Source organism: Peribacillus psychrosaccharolyticus ATCC 23296 (genome assembly GCF_000305495.1).
Classification (GTDB): Bacteria; Bacillota; Bacilli; order Bacillales; family DSM-1321; genus Peribacillus; species Peribacillus psychrosaccharolyticus.
Map to the genome: position 1 here is coordinate 1 of NZ_AJTN02000154.1, position 12,480 is coordinate 12,480.

A 12,480-nucleotide genomic window follows, 5' to 3' on the forward strand; every position below is an offset into this window, starting at 1 on the left:
ATTTTAAATCTTACCCGAGTTTGTCTACAGTCTGAGATCATTCTTTCATCAGAATGATCTTTTTAGTTACTGACAATATTCATTTAGGAACCAGTCATAGAAATCTGACTCCCCAAGTTGGAAAATAGGAATGGGTTTTGAAACGAGATTGGCAGCCTTCTGATAGCAATCTGGCCAAGCGATAACTGCTTGAATATTATCTAGTTCATTTAACAGTTTAAAATCGCTTTCTTCTTTAACTAATACGGCCTTTGGATAAATTTCGCGTTTATAGCCTTCAATCAATATGACATGCGGTTCAAAAAAACGCAGTACACCAAGCAGGGCGGGCACGGAAGGAGGTTCATTCTTACTCATTCGTGACAAAAGCTGAATCGTTCCGGCACCCTCTACCATTGAGGCAGCTGCACCGGCTGAAAAGTGTTGTTCAGAATCATTTTCGCCAATATCGGGTATCCCTCCATGACCATGATGTTTTAAGACCGCCACTTCAATTTGTTGGTTGGTTAGTAAGTGAATCAAGTTTTTAATAAGCGTGGTTTTACCACTGTTTTTAAATCCAACAATTTGAAAAACAATGGTATTTACCATGGCCAGCTACTTCCAGTTTGGTCATCAAGTAATAAGGTTTCTACTAAGTCACCTTTTTGGAAACCGCGGGTCCCGCCTGGGAGAATCGTTAAACAATCTGCACCAGCCAGACTCATAATAATATTTGACTTGTCGACGCCGCTTGGCACTACTTCGAGCCTGCCATCTTGATAAGTCAAGGTAGTGCGGACAAAGCGGTGGAAAGGGTTGGCTTTTGGTAAGTCCGTACCTAAGTAGGCTTGTACCTTACGTAGATGCGGTGTATCAGAGAAAGAAAGAGAACGGACAATCGGCCTGACAAATAATTCAAAACCTACATAACAGGCGGATGGATTTCCGGAAAGTCCGAATAATAATTTATTCCCAAGAGCAGCTACCGTGGTGACACTACCTGGCCGCATAGCAACTTTGTTAAAGAGAACTTCTGCGCCTAATTTTTGATAAATGTCGGGCAGATAGTCATAATCTCCTACCGATACACCACCAGTAGTAATTAACATGTCTACCTGATCGATCGCAACTGAAATGGCACGGTAACTCGTTTCAAGTTCATCCACTAATTGGCCAAAGTAGACAACCTCACCGCCTGCTCTTGCTATCTGAGCAGCAATCATATGGGCATTACTATTGCGGATTTTCCCAGCTTGAAGCGGTTCATGTACTTCTAATAACTCAGAACCAGTTGCATAAAGTCCGATTACCGGTTTTTTTGCGACAGGTACTTCCGCATAACCGAATGTAGCCAATACACCTTTCATTCCTGGGTTAATTTGACTCCCCTTTTTGATTATGACGTCGCCTTTCTTAGCATCCTCTCCTTGAAAAGAGACATTTTCTCCTTTTTTTATGGATCGTTTAAAAGAAATATACTTCTTCCCATCTTTCTCAAAGCCTTTTGTTAGTTCTAGCATAATAACCGAATCACATTCTGCTGGCATTTGGGTACCTGTCATAATTCGTACAGCTTGGTTTTTTTGCACAGTTTTCGAAGAAACCATCCCTGCTCCAAGTTCTTCAATTACTTCAAACTCTAGTGGATTAGAAAGCGAACCGAATGTGGTATCTTCAGATCGAAGAGCAAACCCGTCATAGGGGGAACGATTGAAATGAGGTACATCATGAGTGGCGACAATATCCTCAGCTAAAAAACGCCCCTGACATTCTGCTATGGTGACATACTCTTTTTCTCCAAAGCCTTTTTTATCAATAATTTTAGTAACAGCTTCTGCTACGCTGATTGGTATTCTACGTTCGAGCATCATTTTTCACTCCTATTTTTTCTATGTCCTGTTTTATGGTACAACTATAACAAAATAATGACAGCGATGGTATATTTCAAGGCTCTCGAAAGATACTACAAAAAAACCGTTCCGGTTATACGGGACGGTTTAAGCTAAAGCTATTTTCTTAATCGACCAAGTTCTTCCGCAATGGCTTCCATCTCTCTTGGACTGAAATTACCTTTTCTCATGACCATTTCATAAATGTCGCGAAGTTCTTCGTACATTTCAGAATTGAAATTGGTGGATTTAATCGCACCGAAATTCATGAATTTAAGCTTTGTTTTAATTTCATCCACCATGTATTCGATGGTTTCGGGTGTGTTAGTAGACAAATCCATTATTTTTCTTCCTTTCGCTTCAGGGTTCAATTATGTCCATCTTTTCATGATTACTCGAAGAAGTCAATGTTCATTTCTCCTTTTAGTTAGTGATAATATAAAATAAATGTGGACAGATGAGATATACTTAAAGAATAAATTTCTAAAAATGGATATATAGTAAAGGAGGACAAAGTGATGACTCAACATTTCAATGAGAATAAAAAAAACAGTCAATTTACGAAAGCAGTATTACTAGGCGCCCTGGCAGGTGCGGTAATAAGTTTATTTGATAAGGAAACTAGAAGCTCAGTAGCCGTCAATGGTAAATCCTTTGCTTCAGGCGTCAAAAACTTTTTATTACATCCAGATGGTGTACTGAATCAGGTGAAAGAAGCAACGGGAACGATGAGGAGTACAGTTGAGAAAATATCAGATGATGTTTCTTTCATTGCGGATAAAGTGGATGAGTTTAAAGAGGTGCCTTCTCAACTAGTGAAGATGGTAATCGATACGAAGGAATCGTTTGAACAAGACAAAGGCAGCAATACTTCGAGAGACATTCCGCAAAAACAAACAATGCTATAAAATAAGGGGCAGAAATCAGGTGAGATATGTCCAGTAATTTTGACTGGGTGCATGAATCCTTTTTAGTTAAGCTGATGAAGCGAATACATGGAGATGACGCAGTGGGGATGGCCTCACAATTGGCTTATTTTTTCCTATTGTCTTTATTTCCTTTGCTGATTTTTCTGGTTACTCTCTTGCCTTACCTGCCAATTTCACAAAACGATATCCTTAACTCGATTGGCAGTTTTGCACCGCCCGAATCAATGAAATTAATTGAAGATAATTTAACCGAGATTATGAAGGGGAGCAGACCTCTGCTCTCTTTGGGAATCTTAGGAACGATATGGTCAGCTTCAAATGGGTTAAACGCTATAATTAAAGCTTTCAATAGAGCCTACGATGTACCTGAGACGAGAAACTATATCATGGCGAGGTTCGTTTCAATCTTGCTGACACTGGCTATGTTATTTGTTTTTGTTATTGCCCTCATGCTTCCCGTATTTGGAAAACAAATTGGTCTCTTTCTTTTTGATGCTTTGGGGATGACCAAGGAATTTTTGTCCGTTTGGATTGCGTTAAGATGGATCATAACCCTTTTGATTGTGTTGTTAGTCTTTACGGTTCTTTATTGGATTGCCCCTAATAAGCGACTGAAATGTTTGACTGTACTTCCTGGTGCTGTGTTTGCAACCTGCGGGTTAGGCATCGTTTCCTGGGGATTTTCGTTTTATGTGGAACACTACGGTAATTATGCAAATACCTATGGAAGTCTTGGCGGAATAATTGTCTTAATGATTTGGTTTTATTTATCGGGGATAATTATTATTATCGGCGGTGAATTAAATGCCATGAGAAGTGAAAAGAATAATCCAAAATGTGAGTAGTCATCCATTGATTTCTGTGTTGAGTTTCCTTATGAAAAGCCATACTAAAAGGAAGTTCAACTAGGGGGTTGAAAAAATGGCGAAAAGCAGTACGAAGAAAAAGGGAAAGAAGCACTCAAAGAATAAGACAAGTGGATCAGCTAATGGAAAAAATGCATACCATTAAAAGTCATCAAGTAAAGGCTGTCGAGATTTCTCGTCAGCCTTTACTCTACATATAGTCTCTATCTGCTATTACTAATGCTGTATCCCTCTGCGCTTTTTTCTTTAAATAATCCTAATGAAATAAAAATAATCAGCAGCATGGAACTCATGACGAAGAAAAATCCTCCTTCTAAAAATTGTATGATGATTCCGCCAATGAAAGGTCCTGTAATACTTCCTAAACTGAAAAAAATACCGCACAAAAGATTTCCAGTTGGTAATAGGTTTGATGGCAGTAAATCGGCCATATAACTGATTCCTAAAGAAAAAGTGGATCCGACCATGATGCCAGCAGCTAAAAAACACGTAAATAACCCTACGGTAGATTGATCAACGAAGCCTGCGATGGTGAAAATTAAAAAACCAGAGAACATAATAATCATCAAAATCTTATGCCGGCCATATTTGTCACTTAGCATACCAAGTGGTATTTGCGAAATGATACTGCCAGCGGCAAATGCTGGAATAATAATAGAGACACTTGAAAGGTCAAGTCCAGAACGCAATGCGTAGACAGGAAAACTGCCGTTAAGTGTGGCCTCAAGAAAACCATAGCTAAATGGCGGAAGAAAGGCTACCCATGCGTATCGGCTGACTTTAGAGAAACGTTTAAGTGTACCGAAAAATGAGGATGTTTCAAGATCAGGGTCTTGATCAGGAAAAGAATTTTTTAAGAAAAAGACGAATGTCCAGACTAGTAGACTCATGATGCTTGAAATAATAAACGGTAAAGCTTCATTTATATCCAGAAGTTTAGCCATTAGTGGACCAATGGCAAAGCCTATGCTAAAAGAAAGACCATAAATAGCGATATTCCGCCCACGTCTTTGTATAGGTGAGATTGCTGTAATCCAGGTCTGTGTAGCAAAGTGGAGCGTGTGGTCACCAATGCCAATCAGCAGCCGAAGAACAAACCAAAACCAAAAGGATTTCCAAACAGGGAACATTCCAAGGGAAAGAATGACGGTTAGTCCTCCCGCAACAATTAACGGTTTATAGCCAAATTTCCTGAGCGGCCCTTCCATTAACGGTGAAATAAGCAATATCCCTATATATAGTCCCGTTGCATGTAGTCCGTTTAACGAAGAACTTACACCATTGTTTTCAAATATGACCGCAATTACGGGCAAAAGCATTCCTTGAGAAAACCCTGAAATCCCCACAAGGCTGATTAAAATGCCAATTAATAATTTCTGATTCATTCCCTAGTTCTCCTTGATATGTATAATTTTTAAACTAATAAGTGGATTATACAATAGCAAAAAGGGAATATAGTATAAATACATAAAAATAATGTGTAAAATTTGTAAAATGGAGATTGAAGCGATGATTAATAAACTGTTTTTAATTCTTGTAGGTGTTGGAGTACCATTATCAGTGGCAGGCACATTGCTGCACTGGCCAAGTGTGTTAATGTTCGTCATTTATTGCTTAACCATCATCGCTCTTGCTAGTTTTATGGGGAGAGCCACAGAAAGTTTAGCTATTGTATTAGGACCAAGAATTGGGGGATTACTTAACGCAACATTTGGTAATGCAGTTGAGTTAATTATTTCTATTTACTCATTAAAAGCCGGGTTAATCGGCGTAGTGTTAGCTTCGCTGACAGGTTCCGTGTTAGGAAACTTGTTATTGGTTGCAGGTTTGTCCTTTTTTATCGGAGGAACAAAATACAAAAGACAAACGTTCAATGTATTTGATGCTAGACATAATGCCGGACTATTAATTTTTGCTATAGTTGTGGCTTTTGTGATTCCTGAGGTTTTCTCGGTTAATATGAACGAGCAAGCAACCATGTCGTTAAGCATAGGAATTTCGGTGGTATTAATCTTACTTTATTTAGCTGCCTTATTCTTTAAGCTGGTCACTCATCGTGGAGTGTATCAGCCGACCGAACGTCTTGCAGACCAAAACCATGAAGAAGAGGTACCAGAATGGAGTAAGAAGACAGCCATACTCGTATTAGCAGCGGCTACTGTAGCAGTCGCGTATGTATCTGAACATTTAGTTCATACCTTTAGTGAAGTTGGAGAAAGCTTTGGTTGGTCTGAGCTGTTTATCGGGGTAATCATTGTTGCCATTGTCGGAAACGCGGCAGAACACGCATCAGCCTTAGTAATGGCCTATAAAAACAAGATGGACATTACGGTAGAAATAGCCGTGGGATCAACCCTGCAAATTGCGATGTTCGTTGCACCAGTACTAGTGCTCATCTCATTACTGTTTTCCACCTCGATGCCGCTTGTCTTTACACTACCAGAGCTAATAGCTATGGTAACTGCAGTATTATTAATGATTAGTATTTCTAACGATGGAGAAACAAACTGGTTTGAAGGTCTTACGCTGCTTGCAGCTTATGTCATCATGGGAATTGGTTTTTATTTACTATAAGGTTCGTCACCAACCTGCATTGACGCAGGTTGGTTTTTTAGTGGAAAAACAAAAATGGCTCTCGCTGTAATGAAACCTACAGTAAGAGCCATTTTATATTGGTAAGTGTACGAGCATCTAATTATCCAAAATGAACATTATTCTTATACATGATTATCAACTTAATGGTTAGCAGCTTATCGTACTAATACGTAAATGCCAAAACATGCAATGAACAAGTTATTCTAGAATGTCACCATCCTTTATTTAAGTATCACCAGCGAATTTCGTTAGTATAAGTAAGCATCGGTAGCAGGGAATTGTCTCTATAAGCATTCCTCCTAGACTTAGATGTGTTACAAACGAGCTTCGCCTCCTTCATATTAAGGTAAAATCAGTATATAACACATATTAAGTTTTGTAAAGATTCAGTTAATTAAAAAAAGGCAAAATATTTATCTAACATGCATAAGATGGACGGGCTTGGCAGATGATAAAAACAAAATTGACTACTCTTTAAAGGGAGTGCCACGATGAAACGATTTATTTGTTTAGCTGCTATGATGATATTGCTGCTGATTGGACAACAGACCTTTGCAGAAACTACACCCTCAAACAAAGTTCCTGAGGCGAGTAAGACAAAGATTCCATCTTCTGTTTTAAATATTGCTAAGGAAAATACATACCCAAATCCAACTCAGGATTTGCCGTATCTCATGCCTAGCAAGTTTGCAAAGTCATTGATTAAAACAACTGAAATTAAGATTGAAAACCCAGAACTCATTCATATGCTGAATGAAACGGCGATATCAAAAGCTCCGTTGGTCATTGGATACCGGGCAACCATTTATTTAGGTCACTGGGCTTTAAATTATCAATCCACGGAAACGTCACCTAATTGGGAGTACCAGCAAGTGAATACCAATTTTTTTGACAATCGCGGCACAGATACTGTCTACCCACTTCATTATAATCAACAAGCTCAAAAAGTAATTCGTGGTGGACTGACTGCTAAAATACCTGCTACTGCAGATGTACAAAAAATGATGCTGCTTAAAGCATCTGAAAAAACCAATTTACCTCTTTCCTTTGAAACAATTATTGGAGGCGGCACAAAAAAAGACCAGACGTATAATATTCCTTCGCAGCGTCTAGGGTACCTAAATGCTTACGTACCTGCAATAAATGAGAAGGGGAAGGTCACATATGGCGAGGTATATCTGATACTAAAAGGGAATACACGGACTATTGATATTAAAAACATCACATCTCAAGGAATTGGTGCTTGGATTCCAATACAAGATCATCTGACTTTTAGTTTTACCGCTGCCCAGCAGCCACGGTAAGCTTTCCATCTAACAAAAACAGGACCTTAGCAGGCCCTGTTTTTGTTAGATGTTCGATTTATTTTCTAAAAAGTTTATCTCAGGATAATAAGCATTCTTAACGAGAACATTTGGTCCAAGGCATTTTACGGCCGGACAATGACAACTCAGTGATTTCGCTAGTTTTGACTTCATCCACGTATTGTACGATTCTGTCAGCGGTTGATCGATAATATTCCCTAGACCTGGTGCATCGCCAAAGTCGGTCACAATGACATCACCAGTGAAAATATTAACATTCAAACGGGAGCGGCCATCGGGATCATTTCGAACAGTGACGTTTTTGCTGTCATATAGTCTTTGAAGCAGCCTGAGATCTTCCGGATCGTTGCTGCACGGATATAGAGGAAGTGTGCCAAATAACATCCACGTATTTTCATCTCGAATATCAAGTAAATGATGAATCGCTTTCCGCATTTCAGGTAATGGAAGTGTTTCTAAAGCTGAAGCAAAATCACTTGGGTACATTGGATGCACCTCGTGACGCTGACAGCCCATTTCCTCCACAATTTGTTTGTGGATATGTTCAAGATAAGGAAGTGTTGATTTATTGAGCATGGTTTCTGCAGAGACTAGTACTCCTGCCTCGGTTAAAGCGCGTGAATTGGTAATCATTTTATCAAATAGCTTTGCTCGTTGTTCTCGAGTTGGTTTCCGGTCCATCATGGCAAATCCAACGTCAATAAATTCATCGAGTGTTCCCCAGTTATGTGAAATATGTAAAACATCTAGATAGGGGATAATTTCTTCATAACGTTCAAGATCCAGCGTTAGATTTGAATTAATTTGTGTCCGCACACCTCTTTCATACGCATACTTCAAAAGGGGGACCACATAATTTTTTACACTTTTTTTAGAAAGCATCGGTTCACCGCCGGTTATGCTGAGTGAACGCAAGGAAGGAATTTCTTCAAGACGCTGAAGAAGTAATTCTATTGGCAGCCCATTCGGATCCTTAGGCTGCAGCGTATATCCTACAGCACAATGCTCACAGCGCATATTGCAAAGCGTAGTCGTTGTAAACTCGATATTAGTCAATGTCATTTTTCCATATTGTTCAATATCCATATATGCTTCCCATGGATCATGTGACGGAGTAATTTTAAGTGGTTGGTTTTTCAATAGTGTCATGGTATGTTTATCTCCTTACATAAGATTGCACTACTCATTATGGACTACCAAGAAATAATGTCAATTGTGAAATCGTATATGAGAGGTATTGAACTTTTTCCTTTTGTTAGGTACGATAGAAGAACAATGAAAGGAGAGTGCCCCATGGGAAAATCCATCTATAAAAAAGACGACCAACTGAGTTATTTAAAAGAGCGCCTGGCGATGTTCCTAGAGGTTCTTGAAAATATTGATCCTGAAACTACAGAACTTGATGATATCGATCGTCTAATTACGATTATTGATGAACTAGAAACAAAAATAGAGCAATTTAAAAAACGTAGTGAATAATAAAAAATATATGTAATGCCAGTTAGAACATGCGAAAAACAGCATCGCGTCACCATTTGGGTGACGCGATGCTGTTTTTTGTTCATTTAGTCTTAACTAACAAATAGATAAAATAAGGAGCGCCAATGGCAGCTGTAAATACACCAGCTGGAACTTCAAGGGGACCGAATGCTGTCCGTCCGATAAGATCCGCAAGCATTACGAGGACGGCACCAATAAAGGCCGAGGTGGGCAGAAGTGCGTCAAAGGAAGAACCAACAAGACGTCGTGCCATATGCGGTGCCATTAATCCGACAAATCCTATGCCGCCGGCAAACGCGACGGCTCCGCCTACAAGGCAGGTACTGATTAGTAAAAGGAAAAAGCGCTGTCGCTCAACAGAGCTGCCAAGGCCTATTGCTACTTCATCACCAAGTTCCTGAACATTAATAGTCCGAGTTGAGAGAAAAGCAATGATTAGTAAAATAATCGTCCAAGGCGCAAGAATCTGGACTTTCTCCCAGCTGGAACCAGAAACACTTCCAGTTATCCAAATATTAGCTTCAGCAGCTCGGTAAATAGGGCCGGTTACCATTAATAATGTTGTACACGCCTGCATGAGTGCTGCAATACCAATTCCAACAAGCACAAGACGAACAGGTGTGACGCCATTTCGCCAGGACAGGAAATAGACGCTGAAGCCCACGATGGCAGCTCCAATAAAGGCAGCAGCAGGCATCCATTTTATACTGACCGTTAATGAATGGTTATGGTCACTGAATAAAAATAAAAAAGCAACGACTGCGGCTCCTGCGCCAGCAGTAATTCCAATAATATCAGGAGAGGCTAATGGATTCCGGACCATCCCCTGCAGAATTCCTCCAGCAACAGCAAGAGCCATTCCGGCAAATATTGATACCATAATTCTAGGGAGGCGGAATTGCATGACGACCAGACGCTCCATATCCTCTCCCCCTCCAAAGAATACCTGAAGTACATGAAGCGGGTTGATTGGCATCCCGCCTAGACCTGCACTTATGATGAAGATGAGAAGAGTTAAGAGAGCGAGGAAGCCGATTTTGATCATTGCCTTCTTATCAATTAAAAAGGAAATTTTATCAGCCAGAATACGAAAACTGTAATACTTACTCATGATTGACTGAGCCCCTTTCTTGCGATGTAAATAAAGAACGGTGTTCCAATTAGCGCCGTCATTACACCAACGGGAACTTCTCGGGGCATAATTATGTACCTTGCTGCTATATCCGCGGCCAGCAGTAAAGATGCGCCGAGCAATGCAGAATAGGGAATCAGCCAACGATGATCCAAACCAATTATTTTTTTTGCTATATGTGGAATGATAATGCCAATAAAGCCAATTGGTCCCGCTGCAGCTACGGAACTTCCTGCGAGCAGAATAACAATGATTCCAGTGAAGATTTTAATCCTTCCCAATTTAAGACCGAGGCCTACTGCTACATCGTCCCCCATTGCTAACACGTTCATTCTGGGTGCAATCATGAGTGCGGCGGTCCAACCAATAAATAGGTAGGGGGAAACGGCCGCTAACAGTTCGAGTTTCCTTCCTTGGACGGATCCCGCAAGCCAGAATAATACCTGCTCAAATCCGGCTTCATTTGTAACGAGAATCCCTTGTGTCAGCGAAGAAAACATCGCCGAGATTGCTGAACCAGCGAGCGTAATCTTCATCGGGGTTAACCCGCCTGTACCTGCAGAACTGATTACATAAACACAAATGGCAGCAAGGCCGGCACCAAGAAAAGAAATCCACGCAAAAGCCTGTAAACTACTAATATGAAAAATGGTGATGGAAAGCACGACCGCAAAACCAGCTCCTGCGTTTATTCCAAGAATTCCAGGGGAAGCAAGTGGATTTTTCGTCAGTGTTTGCATCAGCACGCCTGTGATGGCGAGAGAGGCTCCACAGGCCGCGGCAATTAATGCACGAGGCAGCCTGACTGTACGAATGATCAAATGCTCATTTGATTCATTGAACTGGGTAAAGGCTTCATAGGCCAATTGGATTGAAGTATTGGTATATCCAAACACAATACTCATGCCAATGAAAAAGACCATGAGGAAACCAGTTAGTATGAAAATAGTTAGTTTAGAAAGAGATGTCTTAAGCATTAGTAACCTACCATTCTATTCTAGTTAAATTTAGATTGAATATAAAAAGTCTTCAGAATTTAGGGTTGACAGAAAAGAAAAGATGCATTATTCTGGAAAAAGTGATATTGAGAATGATTATCATTTGAATATAATACCATATTTTCAGGAGGAAAAATAGTGAAAAAGAAGAAACTAAGAGTACTTTTAACGGTAATGTCTATGCTCGCTCTATTTTCATTAGCGGCATGCGGAGATAAAGAATCAGCCACGAAGGAAGAAAAAGGAGAGAGTTCAACAGAAGAGACAAGCTATACGGTTACACATGCAATGGGTGAAACTGAACTCAAAACGACTCCCAAACGTGTTGTTGTCCTGACAAATGAAGGAACGGAAGCACTTTTAGCGTTAGGCATTAAGCCGGTTGGAGCAGTTCAATCATGGTTGGGAGATCCATGGTACGAACATATCGCAGCTGACATGGAAGGCGTAGAGGTTGTTGGAACAGAAAGTGAAGTCAGCCTTGAAAAAATCGCGGCATTAAAGCCTGACCTGATTATCGGCAACAAAATTCGTCAAGAAGCAGTGTATGAGCAATTAAAAGGAATTGCTCCAACCATCTTTGCTGAAACATTACGAGGTGATTGGAAAGAAAATTTTAACCTGTATGCAAAAGCTGTCAATGCTGAAGAGAAGGGCAAAACAGTTTTAACAGACTATGACCAAAAAGTAGAAGACTTAAAAGGAAAACTAGGAGATAAGACGAATCAAGAAATATCGGTGGTTCGGTTTATGGCAGGAATCACTCGGATTTATTATACGGATTCATTCTCTGGTGTCATCTTTGATCAATTAGGCTTCAAGCGTACAGAAAAACAAGCGAGCTTATTTAATGAAGACAACAAGCTTGGAAATCTAGCCATCGAAGTAGGCAAGGAGTCAATCCCAGACATGGATGCAGATATACTCTTTTATTTTACATATGCACCACAAGGTGACAAAGAAGCCACTGCAACAGAGGAAGAATGGACAAAAGATGGCCTTTGGAACAATCTAAGTGTAGTGAAAAATGGCAATGCTCATAAAGTAGAGGATGCTGTTTGGAACACAGCAGGTGGTGTATTAGCTGCTAACCTAGTGCTAGACGAAATTGCAGCAATTTTTGAAGTTAAATAAGAATAGGTGAAAAGAGCTGGGATACCCAGCTCTTTTTTTGAGCAATTGGATCCAAGTTAAAAGAGTAGGTAGGTTTTTGGAAGTGTTCGAAGCGGTTTTTGAGAGTTATCTTACAATCCTTCACTGTCGT

13 protein-coding genes are annotated in these 12,480 nt (G+C 40.0%); 6 read left to right on the top strand and 7 right to left on the bottom strand.

The window, feature by feature from the left end:
* Positions 1 to 66: 66 nt before the first annotated feature.
* From mobB to WYK_RS06935, 3 genes are all read right to left on the bottom strand, one after another.
* Positions 67 to 591 carry a molybdopterin-guanine dinucleotide biosynthesis protein B gene (gene mobB / locus WYK_RS06925; protein ID WP_051387363.1) on the bottom strand — a complete coding sequence of 175 codons (525 nt, stop codon included), beginning with the start codon at positions 589 to 591 and terminating at the stop codon, positions 67 to 69.
* The gene (locus WYK_RS06930; RefSeq protein ID WP_040373816.1) at positions 585 to 1,850 is read right to left on the bottom strand and encodes a molybdopterin molybdotransferase MoeA; all 1,266 of its coding nucleotides are present in this window, start codon (positions 1,848 to 1,850) and stop codon (positions 585 to 587) included. The genes mobB and WYK_RS06930 overlap by 7 nt, the downstream gene beginning before the upstream one ends.
* Positions 1,851 to 1,990: 140 nt before the next feature.
* Positions 1,991 to 2,212: a DUF1128 domain-containing protein gene (locus WYK_RS06935; RefSeq protein WP_040373817.1), complete on the bottom strand. Its 222-nt coding sequence runs from the start codon at positions 2,210 to 2,212 to the stop codon at positions 1,991 to 1,993.
* A gap of 177 nt (positions 2,213 to 2,389) precedes the next feature.
* On the opposite strand from WYK_RS06935, the gene WYK_RS06940 reads away from it, so the two are divergent.
* Together WYK_RS06940 and WYK_RS06945 are read left to right on the top strand one after the other, a co-directional pair.
* A complete protein-coding gene (locus WYK_RS06940; protein WP_051387364.1) occupies positions 2,390 to 2,779 on the top strand; it encodes a YtxH domain-containing protein in 390 nt (129 codons plus the stop codon).
* Between the two features lie 26 nt (positions 2,780 to 2,805).
* Positions 2,806 to 3,645, top strand: coding sequence for a YihY/virulence factor BrkB family protein (locus WYK_RS06945; RefSeq protein WP_040373818.1), 840 nt, complete (start codon positions 2,806 to 2,808; stop codon positions 3,643 to 3,645).
* Positions 3,646 to 3,869: 224 nt separating this feature from the next.
* Here the strand turns inward: WYK_RS06945 and WYK_RS06950 are convergent, their stop codons facing one another.
* Positions 3,870 to 5,051 (bottom strand): MFS transporter, encoded by a 1,182-nt coding sequence (locus WYK_RS06950; protein ID WP_040373819.1) that lies wholly within the window; start codon positions 5,049 to 5,051, stop codon positions 3,870 to 3,872.
* A 124-nt stretch (positions 5,052 to 5,175) separates the two neighbouring features.
* On the opposite strand from WYK_RS06950, the gene cax reads away from it, so the two are divergent.
* Positions 5,176 to 6,240: a calcium/proton exchanger gene (cax, locus tag WYK_RS06955; protein ID WP_040373820.1), complete on the top strand. Its 1,065-nt coding sequence runs from the start codon at positions 5,176 to 5,178 to the stop codon at positions 6,238 to 6,240.
* Between the two features lie 512 nt (positions 6,241 to 6,752).
* Complete coding sequence (locus WYK_RS06960; protein WP_040373821.1) at positions 6,753 to 7,565, top strand: YfkD famly protein; 813 nt, start codon at positions 6,753 to 6,755, stop codon at positions 7,563 to 7,565.
* A 45-nt stretch (positions 7,566 to 7,610) separates the two neighbouring features.
* Here the strand turns inward: WYK_RS06960 and yfkAB are convergent, their stop codons facing one another.
* Positions 7,611 to 8,735, bottom strand: coding sequence for a radical SAM/CxCxxxxC motif protein YfkAB (yfkAB, locus tag WYK_RS06965; RefSeq protein WP_040373822.1), 1,125 nt, complete (start codon positions 8,733 to 8,735; stop codon positions 7,611 to 7,613).
* Between the two features lie 144 nt (positions 8,736 to 8,879).
* Between yfkAB and WYK_RS06970 the strand changes: the two genes are divergently transcribed.
* Complete coding sequence (locus WYK_RS06970) at positions 8,880 to 9,065, top strand: SE1561 family protein (RefSeq protein ID WP_040373823.1); 186 nt, start codon at positions 8,880 to 8,882, stop codon at positions 9,063 to 9,065.
* An 82-nt stretch (positions 9,066 to 9,147) separates the two neighbouring features.
* Here WYK_RS06970 and WYK_RS06975 read toward each other — a convergent pair whose 3' ends face one another.
* Together WYK_RS06975 and WYK_RS06980 are read right to left on the bottom strand one after the other, a co-directional pair.
* On the bottom strand, positions 9,148 to 10,197 hold the full coding sequence (locus WYK_RS06975) for a FecCD family ABC transporter permease (protein WP_040373824.1): 1,050 nt from the start codon (positions 10,195 to 10,197) through the stop codon (positions 9,148 to 9,150).
* Positions 10,194 to 11,195, bottom strand: a complete 1,002-nt coding sequence (locus WYK_RS06980; RefSeq protein WP_051387365.1) for a FecCD family ABC transporter permease — start codon at positions 11,193 to 11,195, stop codon at positions 10,194 to 10,196. The genes WYK_RS06975 and WYK_RS06980 overlap by 4 nt, the downstream gene beginning before the upstream one ends.
* A gap of 195 nt (positions 11,196 to 11,390) precedes the next feature.
* Between WYK_RS06980 and WYK_RS06985 the strand changes: the two genes are divergently transcribed.
* Positions 11,391 to 12,350, top strand: coding sequence for an ABC transporter substrate-binding protein (locus tag WYK_RS06985; RefSeq protein WP_040373843.1), 960 nt, complete (start codon positions 11,391 to 11,393; stop codon positions 12,348 to 12,350).
* The last annotated feature ends 130 nt before the right edge of the window (positions 12,351 to 12,480 follow it).